The following is a 16,050-nucleotide window of genomic DNA, read 5'->3' on the forward strand; positions in this document are numbered from 1 at the left end:
CCCCGACAATTCTGTGACCTGTCCCGCCCGGCGCGTACCGGCTCATCTGCACTGCTAGCCTTCGAACCCGGCATATCGGGACACCATTTGGGGAGTTGCAAGTGTCTGCAGGTGGCGGAACCAAGGCGATCATCGCCGCGCTCGTGGCGAACGCCGGAATCGCGGCCGCGAAGTTCACCGGCTTCCTCATCACGGGGTCGTCCTCGATGCTGGCCGAGTCCGTGCACTCGCTCGCGGACACCTCGAACCAGGGCCTGCTGCTGCTCGGCCAGAAGACCTCGCAGCGCAAGGCGACCCGCGCCCACCCGTTCGGCTTCGGCCGGGACCGGTACTTCTACTCGTTCATCGTCGCGCTGATGCTCTTCAGCCTCGGCTCGGTGTTCGCGCTGTACGAGGGCATCCACAAGATCTCGCATCCCGAGGACCTGACCTCGCCGCTGGTGGCGGTCGGCATCCTCGTGGTCGCGATCGGGCTGGAGTCGTACTCCTTCTACACCGCGATCCAGGAGTCGAAGAAGATCAAGGGCGACGTGGGCTGGTGGGCCTTCATCCGCCAGGCCAAGACCCCCGAACTCCCGGTGGTGCTGCTCGAAGACGCGGGCGCGCTGCTCGGCCTCGTGTTCGCGCTCGCGGGCGTCGGGCTTTCCGTCGTCACCGGGAACCCGGTGTGGGACGGCATCGGCACCGTGACGATCGGCCTGCTGCTCGGCGTCATCGCGATCATCCTGATCATCGAGATGAAGAGCCTGCTGATCGGCGAGGGCGCCTCCGAGACCGACCTCGACGTGATCGTCGACGAACTCGCCGCCGGAAAGGTCGAGCGCGTCATCCACATCCGGACGCTGTACATCGGGCCGGACGAGATGCTGGTGGCCGCGAAGCTCGCATTGGTGCCGGGGCTGGAAACCGCGGAAATCGCGCAAGCCATCGACGACGCCGAAGCGCGTGTGCGGGCGAAGGTGCCGACGGCGAAGCTGATCTACCTGGAGCCGGATCTGGACCGCGCGCTGGCGTGAGCCGGTCTCCGCTCGCTTCACGGATGTCATGAAAGGGTCGTTCAGGACGTTTTTCGTCCTGAACGGCCCTTTCATGACATCTGAGCCAGGCAGGGCGCGACCACCATCCGGAGCAACTCTCCGTACTCCGCCGATTACCGCCACGACCTCCGGGTACTTCGTTGCTCTCCCACCGCGCTGCCGCCACGACCGGGCGATAGGGTCCGTTGAACCGCAGTCAGGTGTAGGAGGTCAAGGGTGCCCGGAAACGGTCTGTGGCGTACGAAATCCATCGAGCAGTCCATCGCGGACACCGACGAGCCGGGGACGAAGCTCAGGCGGAACCTGAGCGCGTGGGACCTGACCGTCTTCGGCGTCGCCGTCGTCATCGGTGCCGGTATCTTCACGCTCACCGCGCGCACGGCCGGCGACTACGCGGGCCCGTCGGTGTCGCTTTCGTTCGTCTTCGCCGCCATCGCCTGCGCGCTGGCGGCCCTCTGTTACGCGGAATTCGCGTCGACCGTCCCGGTGGCCGGGAGTGCGTACACGTTCTCCTACGCCACCTTCGGCGAGTTCATGGCGTGGATCATCGGCTGGGACCTCATCCTGGAACTCGCGGTCGGCGCGGCCGCGGTGTCGAAGGGCTGGTCCGCCTACCTGGAAACCGTGCTCTCCTACATCTTCGGCAAGGGCACGAAGACGACGTTCGAGATCGGCGGTGTCCCCGTCGACTGGGGCGCCCTGGTCGTGGTGCTGGTGCTGGCGACCCTGCTCGCCCTCGGCACGAAGCTGTCTTCGCGGTTCTCGATGGTGATCACCGGGATCAAGGTCGCGGTGGTGCTGTTCGTGATCGTGCTCGGCATCTTCTACATCAAGGGCTCCAACTACAGCCCGTTCATCCCGGAGGCCCAGTCCGGCGCCGAATCGTCGGCCACCGGGGTCGACCAGTCGCTGTTCTCGGTGTTCGCGGGCAGCAGCAGTAGCTCGTTCGGCGTCTTCGGTCTGCTGGCCGCGGCTTCGCTGGTGTTCTTCGCGTTCATCGGTTTCGACATCGTCGCGACCACCGCCGAGGAGACCCGCAACCCGCAGAAGGCCGTGCCCCGCGGCATCTTCGGCTCGCTCGCCATCGTCACGGTGCTCTACGTCGCCGTGTCGCTCGTGGTCGTCGGCATGGTCAACTACAAGGAACTCGCCACCTCGGCGGGTGACGGCGGCAAGAAGACGCTCGCGTCCGCGTTCGCGGCCAACGGCGTCGACTGGGCGGCCAACATCATCTCCGTCGGCGCCCTCGCCGGTCTGACGACCGTCGTCATGGTGCTGATGCTGGGCCAGATCCGGATCATCTTCGCGATGTCGCGCGACGGCCTCATGCCGCGTTCGCTGGCGAAGACCGGCGCGAACGGCACGCCGAAGCGGGCGACCATCGTCGTCGGCGGACTGGTCGCCGTCGCCGCCACCTTCTTCCCGGCCGACAAGCTGGAAGAGATGGTCAACGTCGGCACGCTGTTCGCCTTCATCCTCGTTTCCGCGGGTGTCATGGTGCTGCGCAAGACCCGACCGGATCTGCCCCGCGCCTTCCGGGTGCCGTGGGTGCCGGTGGTCCCGATCCTGGCGATCCTCGCCTGCCTGTGGCTGATGCTGAACCTGACCGTTTTGACCTGGTTGCGGTTCATCGCGTGGATGGTGCTGGGCGTCCTCATCTACTTCGTCTACAGCCGCCGCCATTCGCTGCTCGGCAAGCAGAAGAAGGACGAGGTCCCGACGTCCGTTTCGGACTGATCATTCTCGTTTCGACGGCCCACCATTCCTTTGTGGATGGTGGGCCGTTTTCGTGCGCGGGCCGTCCGGTCTCGGAGCGATAACACCCGGGGGTCCCGATGCCGCCGTAAAATCCGTGTGCGATACCGTCCGGGACCTGCTTCCCCCTGATGGGTTAACGCGACTCCTGCAGAAACACCGCGAGTTGACCGCGTTCCCTCGGAGGTGGCACCACGCTTTGCTCGTTTGTCCCCCGATCGGTACAGGAGAGCTCTGAATGCAGATCATTTCCGCGCGGCGTGTCCGCTCCGCCGCCACCGTCGTCGCGCTGGCGACGGCCGCCCTGCTCGGCGTCACGGGCACCGCGCTCGCGTGCCACACCGACGACCCCCGCGCCATCCCGACCCCGAAGAACGTCAGCACCTGTGAGAAGGCGAAGCTGCCGGGCACCGAGATCTCGACGAAGGACCTGACCTTCACCGGTGGCACGGAGAAGGACAAGTACCTCAACATCACCGCGGTCGGTGAAGGCGTCACCGTCACCGCGATCGTGGTGAAGGGCGGCGACGGTTACAACATCTACGAGCCCGGCAAGCGCGGCCTCGGCCAGACCCCGCCGTGGGAGAAGCTGCGTTCGCCGATGAACGGCGGCGGTCAGCAGGCCGACATCAGCCACTGGTTCGCCTGTGGCGAGAAGAAGACCAAGCCGTCGGAGCCCACGAAGCCGAGCGAGCCGACGAAGACGACGACGGCCAAGCCGCCGACGAGCGCGCCGACCACCACGGACAAGCCGTCCGAGACCTCCGCTCCCTCGAGCACCGCGGTTCCCGCCCCGAACGTCGGCGGTAACGGCGGCAACGGTGGCGGTCTCGCGGACACCGGTTTCGACAACGCCTGGCTGCTGTGGGCCGGTGGCCTGCTGGTCCTGGCCGGTGCCGGCGTCCTGGTCCTGCTGCGCGTGCGCCGCGGCAAGACCGACTGAACCTAGCTGACGCCTGAAGGCCCTCTTCCTCGCGAAGGGGGCCTTCAGCGCATCTGCGGGAAGTCCCCGAACAGCGAACCCTGCTCGCCCCAAGGATTCTTCGGGCGGGGGCGGCCGAGACCGGCGGCCATCGCGACGGCGTTGTCCCATTCGGCGTCGACGACGTAGTCCGTGTGCTTGAGGACGCCGGGCGCCCAGCGGTGCCGTCCGGTCGGCCCGCGCATCGGGTCTGGCAGCCAGTGATCGCCGCCGAGCACGAGGACACCCTGCTCGTCGGGTTCGGCGGCCAGCGGTCCGGTGCCGCCACCGGGCAGGTAGCCGTCGCCCAGCAGTTTCCCGCCCACCACGCGATGCCGCCACGTCGTGACGCCGCCGCCGAAGATGTCCGTGCCGCGGCACAGCGCGCGCCAGCGGCCGTCGAGACCTTCGTAGAGCCCGGCCAGCTGCGTCTGCGGCAGCATCGCGGGGAACGCGCGCTGATAGCCCCATTGCAGTGGCGAGCCCGCGGTCAGCAGCCCGACGCGGTCACGGTCCTCCGGCGGGAGGTCGGCGATGACGCGCGCGGCGGCGAGCACGGTCAGCAGGCTGCCGAGGTTGTAGCCGGACAGCACGACCCGCGTGCCGGGGTCGGCCAGATGTTCCTTGACGCGGTCCGCGAGTTCGGGGACGACCCGGAGCGCGTAACTCGGCGGCACGGTCGGATGGGCGGCACGCGGCCAGAAGCACACGAGATCCGCCAGCGCCCCGAGGTGGCGGCTGCGTTTGGGGGTCGTCGCGGCGGCGAACACGACGCGCAGCAGCCCCGCCGCCATCGCGCCGAGCGCGAACACGCCGATCGCGGAGATCGGCTTGGACCAGGCGCCCAGCGGGCCGAAACCGAAGCGCAGCACCAAGAGCGCGCCGCCGCCCGCCGCCATCGCGAGCGCCACGGTGAGCGCGAGATGGTGCAGATGCTTGCGTTCCCACGAGGCGCGGGCCCATACCCGGGCTGCCTCTTCTTCCTGCGCTTTGCTGATCTCCATGAGCGCGACGATCTTCGGGATGCCCCGGCGCAGCCGTCGCAGCGGGACGGCGACCGCGAAACCCAGTACGCCGAGCACGAGGGCGAGCGCGAGACCGGCACCCCACAGCACGGTCACCAGGGAGTAGGTGTCAGGCAGCCGGAGTTCGCTCGCGCCGACCAGCTGCCGCAGCGCGACCGCGAGCCCCGCGCCGAACCCGCCGCCGAGCAGCCCGGCCAGCGCGACGACCGGCGCCGCGGCCCAGCCGCCGAGCCACGGCCGCAGCCGGTGCGGCAGGTGTTTCCACGTCGATCGGCCGAGCAGGGCCGCCGGGACGAGCATCAGCGCGAACAGCACGGTCACCGTGACCATCGCCGCGCCCAGTGCTTCGACCGTCCCGTCCGCTCCGCCGAGCCCGCCGCCCGGCAGGCCCGCGGGCAGCGGCGTCCGGCGCACGACGGCGATCCCGACCAGCACGACGGCGAACGCGATCAGCCCGCCCCGGATCACCGGCCCGGCCGAGAAGCCGACCGTCGAGGCCACCAGCGCGGCGAGGACGAGCGCCAGCGCGCAGATCCAGACGACCAGGTCGAAGGTCGCGGACGGCAGCCGGAACGGCCCGCCGAGCAACGGAAGCGCGACGCAGGTCAAGGCGGCGACGGTGTGCAGCGTCCGCAGCCCCGGCGTCCGCGGCAGATCCTGGGGTTGCAGGGGGCTCGAACTGCGGGCGCGGTGCACCCGGTTCCGTGAGCGCCAGTCCGACGAGGGGATCCGGTCGAGCAAGAAGATCAGCGCCAGCAACGGCACTACGCCGATCGCCGTGCGCAGCGGCGCGAAATCGCGCAGGAACGACGGCGCTCCTTCGAGACAGGTCGAACCCGGCGCGAGGCACTGCGCGGCGAACAGGTCGAGCGAGACCACCGCGAGCTGGCTGATCAGCAACATCGTCAGCAGCAGCGAGGCCACCCGCAGCAGCCCCCGGCAGACGCCGCCGAGCAGCGCCGCGGACCGCCTGCCCTCCGGGACCGGTGGCAGCATCCAGTGCGCGACGTTCGCCAGCGAGAACGGGAACAGCAGCGCCCAGGTCGCCTTCGCCGCGCCACCGGAGGTCATGCCGCTCCACAGGTAGCCTTCGAGGATGCGCGGGATCGAACGGCCGAGCGCGGGCAGCACCGGACCGGGAGCGGGACGGCGCAGCCGGTCCGACGGCCGTATCAGCCTGCCGACGCCGTCGCCCGCGACGTCGACCACCGACGTCGAATCCAGCAGGCTTTCACCGCTCGTGCCCACTAGCCCGGGTACGCGTATTTCGACGACGCGGGTATCGGGACCCGGCATGACCACGGTGAAGCCTCCAAACCGTTCCAGTGGGGACTGAACCGACAACGGTACTGTTCAGATGTCATCCAACCTTGGAGGAAGCGCGCATATGACCCCCGAAAGCGTTGCCAAGCGGCACGACACCCGCAACGGCATCGAGTTCGCCGTCGCCGATCTCGAGGCCGCCGAGTTCGGCCGCAAGGAGATCCGCCTCGCCGAGCACGAGATGCCGGGCCTGATGGCGCTGCGCCGCGAATACGCCGAGGTGTATCCCTTGCGGGGAGCCCGCGTTTCGGGCTCGCTGCACATGACCGTACAGACCGCGGTGCTGATCGAAACCCTCGTCGCGCTGGGTGCCGAGGTGCGCTGGGCCTCCTGCAACATCTTCTCCACCCAGGACCACGCGGCCGCGGCGATCGTCGTCGGCCCGCACGGCACCCCCGAGGAACCCAAGGGTGTCCCGGTGTTCGCCTGGAAGGGCGAGTCGCTGGAGGAGTACTGGTGGTGCACCGAGCGGATGCTGACCTGGGACGGCGAAGGTCCCAACATGATCCTCGACGACGGCGGCGACGCCACCATGCTGGTGCACAAGGGAACCGAGTACGAGAAGGCCGGTGTGGTGCCCACGCCGGACGAGGACACTTCCGACGAGTTCCGCGTGTTCCTCGAACTGCTTCGGGCCTCGGTCGCCGCCGACACCGGCAAATGGACCAAGATCGGTGAAGGCGTCCGCGGGGTCACCGAGGAGACCACCACCGGCGTGTTGCGGCTCTACCAGCTCGCCGCCGCCGGTGAGCTGCTGTTCCCGGCGATCAACGTGAACGACGCGGTGACCAAGTCGAAGTTCGACAACCGCTACGGCATCCGGCATTCGCTGATCGACGGCATCAACCGCGGCACCGACGTCCTCATCGGTGGCAAGGTCGCGGTCGTCTGCGGTTACGGCGACGTCGGCAAGGGCGCCGCGGAATCGCTGCGCGGCCAGGGCGCGCGGGTGATCGTCACCGAGATCGACCCGATCTGCGCGCTGCAGGCGGCGATGGACGGCTACCAGGTCAAGAAGCTGGAGAACGTCCTCGGCGAGGCCGACATCATCATCACGACCACCGGGAACAAGGACGTCGTGCTCGTCGAGCACATGGCGCGCATGAAGCACCAGGCGATCCTGGGCAACATCGGCCACTTCGACAACGAGCTCGACATGGCGGGCCTGCAGCGTTACCCGGGCATCCGGCGCATCAACATCAAGCCGCAGGTCGACGAGTGGGTGTTCCCCGACGGCAAGAGCATCATCGTGCTGTCCGAGGGGCGTCTGCTGAACCTGGGCAACGCGACCGGGCACCCGTCGTTCGTGATGTCGAACAGCTTCTCCAACCAGGTGATCGCGCAGATCGAGCTGTTCACCAAGCACGAGGAGTACGACAAGGAGGTCTTCCGCCTCCCGAAGAAGCTCGACGAGAAGGTCGCGAAGATCCACCTCGACGCGCTCGGCGGTGAGCTCACGAAGCTGACCAAGGAGCAGGCGGAGTACATCGACGTGGACGTCGAAGGTCCGTTCAAGACCGACCACTACCGGTACTGACCGCTGCAATGAAAGGTCCTTTCCTTGCAAAATTTGCGAGGAAAGGACCTTTCATTGCATGGGGACGCTACTGCCACTCCACCTCGATGCCGGCCAGACCCGGCCCGGCGTCACTGAAGAAACCGCTGGTCACGCCGCCCATGTCGAGCGGCAGCTCCTCGGACTCGACGGGCACGGCGTCGTCACGCGTCCGGAACTGCCTGGTGCACCGGGCGGGCAGCGCGCCGAGCGCGAACTTCAGCTGCACCAGGTAGCTGGCGCACTGGTCCCGCAGCATCCGGAAGTAGCCGGGCGAAGCGGTGCCGGAGTCGTCGCGGACCTCGAAGCAGAACACGTGGATCTCGCCCTCGGCGAGCTTCCGGTCGAAGAGCAGCTCGGTGGCCATCGTCTCGGCTTCGGCGTTGCGCCGGATCCGGCCGACCCGGCAGCCCTCGGCCGTGATCAGCTCGACGTCGCCGATGTTGCAGCCGGGGTCGCCGTTGTAGACGGTGACGTACCGGTCCGGTCCGTGCCGCCGGGCCCGGCACACCAGCCGGGTCTGGAGGCCGACCTGCCGGTGCGCGGCGTCGAAGGTGATCGTGTCGTGCACCGCGAGCATCTCGAGGTCGGCGTTGTACCGGTTGGAAGACGGGTACGCGCCCAGCTCGGCCAGCAGCTGGTCGACGATCGAGCCCATGTCGCCGGACCGGATGTCGTGGAACGACGCGGCCATCTGGTGCCCGCGCGCCCGCGCCGTCCGCGGCCCGATCAGCACGACGAGCGCGTCCGCGGGCAGCTGCAGCACCGATTCCAGCGCACGTACGGCCGGGAGCGCCTTGGGTACCTCCGGCTGGCGCAATCCACGCTGCCAGTAGCTCAACGTCGACTGTCCGATTTGGACACCGCGGAGCCCCAGGTGAGCGCGGAGCCGGGCCAGGGACAGGCCGCGATAGGCGATCGCCTGACGAAGCGCGTGGTGGAATTCGCCGCTGCGGAGTGCCTCGACGAGTTCCTTGGGCAAGGCTTCGAGCGGTTGACGGCGCGTGCCGTCGATGATCGTCGGGGTGTCCACGTCCGAGGCAAGCCTTCCCGCCGAGGACGTATCAGCACCGTCTCGTGTCACCGCTCGTCCCTTCACCAGACCAGTGTGTGCGCTGAGCGTGAACACCGCGGAACGTTCACGTTAGCAGCGCACTGTGAACACTACGTCCCCCGTTCGGGGTTGTTGACCCCGGAAGAGTGACCGTTCCGGGGTGTGGAAACGCCCCGGAACGGTCCGTTCCGCCGAGTGCCCATCTTGCTCAGTGTGAGCCTGCTGTTCACCGTTGTGACCACATTGGTTCGCCATGGTGACCAGGAGGCCCGTCGTGCCTGTGTTCTCGAGGAGGGTTTGCGCCGCCGGCGCCGCGAGTCTCGTGGCGTGGCTGGCGATCCAGACCCCGGCGAGCGCGCTGCCGTCGCCGCCTGCCCGCCAGCACCCCATCGCCATGCAGGCGCAGGAGAAGTCCCAGTGGTGCTGGGTGGCTTCCGGCAACACCATCGCGGCGCACCACGGCGTGGCCCTCACCCAGAACGAATTCTGCCGGATCGCCCACGACGAGCGACGCCGGGAGTGCGCCGACAAGCCCGGAACGCTGGGCGACGTCCGGCGCGCGTTCGGCAAGCTCGGCTTCTCGGCCCCGGGGAACTACGTCAAGGGCCGCATCCCCTTCGCCGCCGTCCAGGCGCAGACCGGCGACGGCAAACCCGTCCAGACGCGGGTCGGCTGGGCCTCGGGCGGCGGCCACATGCACGTCCTCTACGGCGCGGACGCCGGCCGGAAGTGGGTCTCGTGGGGGGATCCACTGCCCACCGGCAACCGGTACAACTGGTCGACCTACGACTTCTACTCGGCCAACAAGTCCTTCACCTGGACCCATACGCTCACCGGGATCCGGCGATGAGCGCGCGGCGGTTCCTCGGGCTGGCCGGGCTGGTCGCGGTCGCGCTGCTGGTCTCGGCGCCCGGAGCGCGCGCGGATCACCTGTCGGGTGAAGATCTCGCGGCCGCGAAGGCGGCTGCCGACGACCCCACGCTCCGTGCGGAGCTCGGCCGCTTCTTCACGCAGATGGGTGGTTCGAGCCACGCGCCGTCGGTCAGCGTCATCGACGAATCCTTCCCGGTTTACGAGCTTTCGAGGGATTTCGTCGCCGGTGACGGCGCGATCGCCGGACGGCTCGCCTACGTGGCGGTGCCGGTGACGGCCTCCGACGGGCAGACCGCGACCGTGTGGTCGGTCCGCGGCGACGACGGCGCCTGGCGCGTCGGCAACATCGCGTCGGGCGACCGGGAAAGCGCGCTGGCGCGTCGGTTGCCCGCCGGTGCGACGCTGCTCCACGAACCCCAGGTCGACGCCTGGTACGCGCTGCGCGACGGCCAGGTGACGCTGCTCGACTCCGGTGCCAGCGGCTCGGCGACGGGCACTTCGGCCACCCTCGCGGAGTATCAGAAGACCGTCTCCGGCCGCTACGGCGACATGCTCGCGAGCTCGCCGTACGCCCAGGAGGGCAAGGCCGGCGGTTACAACGCCCAAGTGATGCCCCGCGGCGACGGCGGCCCCGCGCCCGACGCGCAGGACACCGGCTTCGTCCCGCTGCTGATCTTCGGCGGCTTGCTCCTCATCGGTGTCGCGGGCTTCTTCCTGCACTCGAAGAGGCGCGTCCCCTAGCGGACCGGTGGGCCGGACGTGAGCTGACCCGTCTGGCCCGCCGGTCGACCACCGCGCCTTATCCATCCATGCCCCCGCCACCGCCCTCAATGGAACCGCTTCGCGGTGCTGGTCATATTCTTGGCCCGTGGGACGACTCGTGGTGATCGAAGGTCTGGACGGTGCGGGCAAGCGCACGCTCGCCGACGCGCTGACCGGCGCGCTGAACGCGGCCGGGGCGAGCGTCACGTCCATCGCGTTCCCGCGCTACGGCGCGAGCGTGCACGCCGACCTCGTGAAGGAAGCGCTGCACCGCGGGCACGGCGACCTCGCCGACTCCGTCTACGGCATGGCGATGCTCTACGCGCTCGACCGCCGGGGCGCGGCCGACGAGATCCGCGCGCGGCTCGGCGATCACGACGTCGTGCTGCTCGACCGGTACGTCGCGTCGAACGCCGCGTACGGCGCCGCCCGCCTCCACCAGGGCGCGGACGGCGAGTTCGTGCGCTGGCTCAAGGAACTGGAGATCGGCCGGTTCGGCCTGCCGGTGCCCGCAGCGCATCTGCTGCTCCGGGTCACCGCCGATGTCGCCGCCGACCGCGCGCAGCGCCGCGCGGAGACCGACGCCGACCGCGCGCGGGATTCCTTCGAGACCGACGACGCGCTCCAGAAGCGGTGCTCGGTGGTCTACGACGAACTCGCCGCGACGGACTGGCTCGCGCCCTGGCACGTTCTCGACGGCGTCGCCGGTGTCGACACCCCGGCCCTCGCGACGTCCCTCCTCCGCACTTAGTCCTCTGAATGCGGTCCTTGCGCGTGCAACTACCGCATTTCGTCCTCTAAATGCGTGGCTTCTAAATGCGTGAGCAGCCAGGTGTGGAACTCGCCGATGTGGTGTTCCGAGGGCATCAGCACGCCGCCACCGCGGTAGGCGCGGGACGCCATCGCGGGCTGGCAGCGTTCGCAGGCGTCGAAGTCCTGCTCGTTGACGCGGTGGAACAGCTCCACCGACCGTGACACGTCCCGCCCCGACGCCACGACCTCCTCCGAATAGAGCCAGTCGCATTCGACGACCGTGCGGTCCGGCGCGAGCGGGTACATCCGGTGGAAGATCACGTGGTCCGGCACCAGGTTCACGAACACCTGCGGCCGGATGGTGATCGCGTAGTACCGCCTGTCCTGCTCGTTCGCGACACCGTCGAGCCGGTCGAAACCCGAACGGCCGTCGATGGTGAACCCCTCCACGTCCTCGCCGAACTCGGCGCCGTGGCCGACGTAGTACTGCGCCGCGTATCCGTCGGCGAACTCCGGCAGTACCTCGGTCAGCTCCGGATGGATGGTCGCGCAGTGATAGCACTCCATGAAGTTCTCGACGATGAGCTTCCAGTTCGCCTTGACGTCGTAGGTGATCCGGCGCCCGACCGAGAGCCTGTCGAGGCGGTACCGCTCGATCGACTCCAGATCGCCCAGCCGTTCGCGCACCGCGCCTTCGACGTCGGCCTCGAACGACGGCGGGTCCGCGGCGAGGCAGACCCACGCGTACCCCAGCCATTCCCGCAGGTGCACGGTGTGCAGCCCGTACTCGGTCCGGTCGATATCGGGAAGGTTCGCCAGATTCGGCGCCGCGATCAGCTTGCCGTCGAGCCCGTACGTCCACGCGTGGTACGGACACTGGAACGCGCGTTTCACCGTGCCGGCTTCCTCCGTGCACAGCCGCGCGCCACGATGGCGGCAGACGTTGAGGAACGCCCGCAGCCCGCCGTCCCGGCCTCGGCTGACGAGCACGCTCTCCCGTCCTACGTGGACGGTCCGGAAGTCACCTGCCGACGGCAGATCCGCCGACCGGACCGCGCAGAACCACCGGCGTTCGAAGATCTTCTCCTGCTCGGCCGCGAAGATCGCGGCGTCGGTGTAGTAGCCGCCGCCCAGCGTCGGGATGAGACTCGTCATCTCGCGACTCCGGCGAACCGGGCGGGGTCGAACAGGCCGATCGGCTGCGCGGTGGTGCCGTCCACGACCAGGTCGGCGAGTATCTCCCCGACCACCGGGACGAATTTGAAGCCGTGCCCGGAGAAACCGCAGGCGACCACCACCCGCTCGTGCTCGGGATGGCGGGAGATGACGAAATGCTCGTCGGGCGTGTTCGTGTACATGCAGGTCGCCCCGCGCAGGAACGTGCCGGGCAGTGCCGGCATCTTCCGTCCGACGAACTCCGAGATCTCGGCGACCTCTTCGGCGTGCACCGTCCGGTCGATGGTCTCGGGCGTACAGGGCTCGCCGCCGCGGAAGAACGCGACCTTCAAGCTTCCGGTGTCGTCGTGGGAGGGGAAACCGTAGAACTGGCGGCCGCCTTCGCCTTCCCAGACGTAGATCGGATGCCGTTCGGCGCGGAACGGCGCGACCCCGCCCGACGGTGCGAACCAGTACTGGACCTGGCGTTCGATGGTGAACTCGATGCCGAGTTCGGTGAGCAGGCCCGGTGCCCAGGCGCCGGGACAGATCACCAGCTGCTCGGCGGTGTAGAAGTTCTGCGACGTGCCCACCCGGACCCCGGTGGACGTCTCCCGCCAGGAAAGGACCTCCTCCTCGTGGTGCAGGTCCGCCCCGGCCCGCGCGGCGAGCTGGAGATGCGCCGCCACACTGCCTTCCGGCACCACGAAGCCGGCGTTCTCCTCGTACAGCGCGATTTCGTGGTCCGCCGGGTTCATCGTCGGGAACCGGCGGCGGATCTCGGCCGCGTCGAGGAGTTCGTGCGGCAGATCCCAGGTCCGCGCGCTGGCCAGGCTGCCCGACACCGTCCGCGAATCGGGACCGCCGAGCATGATCCCGCCGCAGCGGGTGAAGATCTTCCGGCCGGAATCGCGTTCGACGCCCTCCCACAGTTCGTGCGCCCGCAGCAGGAGTGGGACGTACGCGGGATCCTCGAAGTACGCCTGCCGGGTGATCCGCGAGCCGCCGTGGCTGGACCCGAGGTTGTGCACGGGCGCGAAGCGGTCGATGCCCAGCACGCGGCGTCCTCGCCGGGCGAGCCGGTACGCCGCGGCACTGCCCATCCCGCCTAGGCCGATGACGATGACGTCGTAATGACTCATGCGGCGCTCCTGATCCGGGCCATGGCGGGGTCGAACAAGGGCTCGCTCGCGACGACGGCGGGGATGCGCTCGCCGAAGTACTCGATCTCCAGCGGCCTTCCCGGCCGGCTGAACTCGACCGGAAGCCAGGCGTAGGCGATGTTCTTGCCTACGGTGTAGCCGTACGCGGCGCTCGTGATGTACCCGGTGGGACGGCCGTCGGCGAACACCGGTTCCTTGCCGAGCACGACGGAGTACGGATCGTCGACGGTGAGGCAGGTCAGCTTCCTGGTCACCGTTTCCTCGGAACGGCCTGCCAGCGCGTCCCGGCCGATGAAGTAGCCCTTGTCCATCCGCACGGCGAAACCGAGACCGGCCTCGTACGGATCGTGCTCGGTGGTGACGTCCGTGCCCCACAGCCGATATCCCTTCTCCAGCCGCATACTGGAGAAGGCGTCCCGTCCGGCGGCGATGATCCCGTGCGCCTGCCCCGCCTCCCAGATCGTGTCCCAGAGCTCGCGGCCGAGGTCTGCGCTCGTGTACAGCTCCCAGCCGAGTTCGCCCACATAGGACAGTCGCATCGCGGTCACCGGCACATGGCCGACGTACGCCTGTTTCGTCTTGAAGTAGCCCATGGCCTGATGCGAGAAGTCCGTTGTGGACAGTGGTTGCAGTACGACTCTCGCGAGCGGGCCCCAGAGTCCGATACAGCAGGTGCCCGGGGTGGTCTCGTGGATCTGCGCGGCGCCGTCTCCGGGGAGATGCCGCCGGAGCCAGTCGATGTCGATGGCGCTGTTGACGCCGACCTGGAACCGTTCGGCGCCGAGCCGGGCGACGGTCAGGTCGCTGCGCACGCCGCCGTCTTCGTCGAGCAGCAGGGTGTAGGTGACCGAGCCGGGTTTCTTGCCGAGCTGGTTCGTGGTCATCGTCTGCAGGAACGGCAGCGCGCCGGGGCCGGTGACCTCCACCCGCTTCAACGACGTCATGTCGAACATCGCGACCCGCTGCCGCGCGACCAGTGCCTCGGCGCCGCCGATCGGCGACCAGTACCGCGCGGCCCAGTCGTTGCGCGCGGGGACGCGGTCGACCTCGGGCAGGTTCGCGTTCGCCTCGTACCAGTGCGGACGTTCCCAGCCGCCCGCTTCGAGGAAGAACGCGCCGAGCTCGGCTTGCCGTTCGTAGAAGGGACTCGTCCGCAGCGGCCGCGGTTCTTCCATGGGCTGCAAGGGATGGACGATGTCGTAGACCTCGACGAAGCTCTGGCAGCTCCGTTTCATGACGTGGTCCGGCGCCAGTTGTACCCGTTCGAACCGGGCGAGATCGCAACCGTGCAGATCCGTTTCGGGCCTGCCGTCGACCAGCCACTGCGCCATGGCGCGCGCGACCCCGGCCGAATGCGTGATCCAGACCGCTTCGGCGACCCAGAACCCGTCGAGGTCGGGATGTTCGCCCAACAGCGGCATGCCGTCCGGGGTGAAGGAGAACAGGCCGTTGATGCCCTCCTCGACCTTGGTTTCGCCGAGTGAGGGCAGCAGGTCGACGGCGGCGGCCCACGACGCTTCGAAGTCCGCAGGGGTGAACGTGAGTTCCGAGGGCATACCGTCGCCGGTGCCGATCTCCTTGGCGGGCAACGGCATCGGCCGGTGACCGTACGCGCCGATGCCGATCCGGTCGACGTGCTCGCGGAAGTAGAGGTCGGCGTCCTGATGTCGCAGGATCGGCCTCGTGGCCTCCTCGGTCACGCCGGCGAGTGACGGCAGGGGACTGGTGCGCGCGTACTGATGCGCCATCGGCACCAGCGGGATCGTGAGGTCCACCAGTTCGCCGAGCACCGGCCCCCACATCCCGGCGCACGAGACCACGATGTCCGCGCGGAAGCTCCCGGTCTCGGTGGTCACGCCGGTGACCCGGCCGGCCGACCGTTCGACGCCGACGACCTTCTGCCGCGCGAGGAATTTCGCGCCGCGCCCGATCGCGCGGCGGGCCTGCGCCTCGGCCGCCCGGAGGGGATGGGCCAAACCGTCGGAGGGGATGTGGAATCCGCCGAGCACCTTGGCCGGATCGAGCAACGGATGCAGTGCCGCGCACTCGCCGGGATCGATCAGCCTGCTTTCGACCCCCGACGCGGTGGCCCAGCCGTGCCGCCGCGCCAGGTCGGCGAGCCGTTCCGGCGTCGTGGCCACCTCCAGCCCGCCGACCGGGCGGAAACAAGGATCCCCGTCGAGGTCGAGCGTGCCGTATTTGGCGACGGTGTAGCGGGCGAACCCGGTCATCGTGCGGCAGGCGTTGGTCTGGAAGACCAGACCGGGCGCGTGCGAGGTCGACCCGCCGGTGGCGAACAGGTCGCCCTGCTCCAGCACGGTGACGTCGGTCCAGCCGCGTTCGGTGAGTTCGTCGGCGAGCGCGCAGCCGACGATGCCGGCGCCGATCACGACGACGCGGGGTACGGGGGGCATGGTGAGGGGTACCTCCTGCCTGCCCGGAAAGTCCACAAAGGACGATCGGGCATCGGGGTGACAGGCGCTGTTGCGGATGAGGCACGTTGTTCCGTCTTCAGCAACAAAGTGCGGCACCGGCGGGCGCGCTGTCAAGAGCCCGAAGAGGTCGGCTGGTTCAACGCCGCCTGTCAACCCCCGAGTGCCAGGAACGGTCCTTTCCTTGCGAATTTTGCAAGGA

General features: G+C 68.8%; 12 protein-coding genes. 7 read left to right on the forward strand and 5 right to left on the reverse strand.

Annotated elements, in window-relative coordinates; translation table 11 throughout:
- Positions 1-101 precede the first annotated feature (101 nt).
- The 3 genes from DMC64_RS12800 (at position 102) to DMC64_RS12810 (ending at position 3,735) form a co-directional block, all read left to right on the forward strand.
- Positions 102-1,016, forward strand: a complete 915-nt coding sequence (locus DMC64_RS12800; protein ID WP_125733613.1) for a cation diffusion facilitator family transporter — start codon at positions 102-104, stop codon at positions 1,014-1,016.
- Between the two features lie 237 nt (positions 1,017-1,253).
- A complete protein-coding gene (locus DMC64_RS12805) occupies positions 1,254-2,774 on the forward strand; it encodes an amino acid permease (RefSeq protein WP_037340988.1) in 1,521 nt (506 codons plus the stop codon).
- Positions 2,775-3,030: 256 nt separating this feature from the next.
- Positions 3,031-3,735 carry an LPXTG cell wall anchor domain-containing protein gene (locus DMC64_RS12810; protein WP_052120760.1) on the forward strand — a complete coding sequence of 235 codons (705 nt, stop codon included), beginning with the start codon at positions 3,031-3,033 and terminating at the stop codon, positions 3,733-3,735.
- Between the two features lie 44 nt (positions 3,736-3,779).
- On the opposite strand, the gene DMC64_RS12815 is transcribed toward DMC64_RS12810, so the two are convergent.
- Positions 3,780-6,074 carry a hypothetical protein gene (locus DMC64_RS12815; RefSeq protein ID WP_233629633.1) on the reverse strand — a complete coding sequence of 765 codons (2,295 nt, stop codon included), beginning with the start codon at positions 6,072-6,074 and terminating at the stop codon, positions 3,780-3,782.
- Between the two features lie 91 nt (positions 6,075-6,165).
- Here DMC64_RS12815 and ahcY point away from each other — a divergent pair, with 91 nt between their 5' ends.
- A complete protein-coding gene (gene ahcY, locus DMC64_RS12820) occupies positions 6,166-7,638 on the forward strand; it encodes an adenosylhomocysteinase (protein ID WP_037340993.1) in 1,473 nt (490 codons plus the stop codon).
- A 67-nt stretch (positions 7,639-7,705) separates the two neighbouring features.
- On the opposite strand, the gene DMC64_RS12825 is transcribed toward ahcY, so the two are convergent.
- Entirely contained in the window at positions 7,706-8,740 is a 1,035-nt protein-coding gene (locus tag DMC64_RS12825) for a hypothetical protein (protein ID WP_052120762.1), read from the reverse strand.
- Positions 8,741-8,990: 250 nt separating this feature from the next.
- Between DMC64_RS12825 and DMC64_RS12830 the strand changes: the two genes are divergently transcribed.
- The 3 genes from DMC64_RS12830 (at position 8,991) to DMC64_RS12840 (ending at position 11,096) form a co-directional block, all read left to right on the forward strand.
- Positions 8,991-9,560 (forward strand): papain-like cysteine protease family protein, encoded by a 570-nt coding sequence (locus tag DMC64_RS12830; RefSeq protein ID WP_037340996.1) that lies wholly within the window; start codon positions 8,991-8,993, stop codon positions 9,558-9,560.
- Complete coding sequence (locus DMC64_RS12835) at positions 9,557-10,324, forward strand: hypothetical protein (protein WP_037340997.1); 768 nt, start codon at positions 9,557-9,559, stop codon at positions 10,322-10,324. Before DMC64_RS12830 ends, DMC64_RS12835 begins: the two co-directional genes overlap by 4 nt.
- A 139-nt stretch (positions 10,325-10,463) precedes the next feature.
- Positions 10,464-11,096, forward strand: a complete 633-nt coding sequence (locus DMC64_RS12840; protein WP_199754968.1) for a dTMP kinase — start codon at positions 10,464-10,466, stop codon at positions 11,094-11,096.
- A 29-nt stretch (positions 11,097-11,125) separates the two neighbouring features.
- On the opposite strand, the gene DMC64_RS12845 is transcribed toward DMC64_RS12840, so the two are convergent.
- Genes DMC64_RS12845 through DMC64_RS12855 form a run of 3 tightly spaced genes read right to left on the reverse strand, consistent with a single transcriptional unit; the run spans position 11,126 to position 15,830 of the window.
- Positions 11,126-12,253 carry an aromatic ring-hydroxylating dioxygenase subunit alpha gene (locus tag DMC64_RS12845; protein WP_125733615.1) on the reverse strand — a complete coding sequence of 376 codons (1,128 nt, stop codon included), beginning with the start codon at positions 12,251-12,253 and terminating at the stop codon, positions 11,126-11,128.
- A complete protein-coding gene (gene solA, locus DMC64_RS12850) occupies positions 12,250-13,395 on the reverse strand; it encodes an N-methyl-L-tryptophan oxidase (RefSeq protein WP_125733616.1) in 1,146 nt (381 codons plus the stop codon). Before solA ends, DMC64_RS12845 begins: the two co-directional genes overlap by 4 nt.
- Positions 13,392-15,830 carry an FAD-dependent oxidoreductase gene (locus tag DMC64_RS12855; RefSeq protein WP_125733617.1) on the reverse strand — a complete coding sequence of 813 codons (2,439 nt, stop codon included), beginning with the start codon at positions 15,828-15,830 and terminating at the stop codon, positions 13,392-13,394. The genes solA and DMC64_RS12855 overlap by 4 nt, the downstream gene beginning before the upstream one ends.
- Positions 15,831-16,050: the final 220 nt, after the last annotated feature.

The sequence above is a fragment of the Amycolatopsis sp. WAC 04197 genome (assembly GCF_003947475.1).
GTDB classification, from domain to species: Bacteria; Actinomycetota; Actinomycetes; order Mycobacteriales; family Pseudonocardiaceae; genus Amycolatopsis; species Amycolatopsis japonica.

Bases quoted from the DNA above. Each gene is read 5' to 3' on its own strand.
- DMC64_RS12810 (WP_052120760.1), top strand. From the start codon at position 3,031: ATGCAGATCATTTCCGCGCGGCGTGTCCGCTCCGCCGCCACCGTCGTC.
- DMC64_RS12815 (WP_233629633.1), bottom strand. From the start codon at position 6,074: ATGCCGGGTCCCGATACCCGCGTCGTCGAAATACGCGTACCCGGGCTA.
- ahcY (WP_037340993.1), top strand. From the start codon at position 6,166: ATGACCCCCGAAAGCGTTGCCAAGCGGCACGACACCCGCAACGGCATC.
- DMC64_RS12835 (WP_037340997.1), top strand. From the start codon at position 9,557: ATGAGCGCGCGGCGGTTCCTCGGGCTGGCCGGGCTGGTCGCGGTCGCG.
- DMC64_RS12845 (WP_125733615.1), bottom strand. From the start codon at position 12,253: ATGACGAGTCTCATCCCGACGCTGGGCGGCGGCTACTACACCGACGCC.
- solA (WP_125733616.1), bottom strand. From the start codon at position 13,395: ATGAGTCATTACGACGTCATCGTCATCGGCCTAGGCGGGATGGGCAGT.
- DMC64_RS12855 (WP_125733617.1), bottom strand. From the start codon at position 15,830: ATGCCCCCCGTACCCCGCGTCGTCGTGATCGGCGCCGGCATCGTCGGC.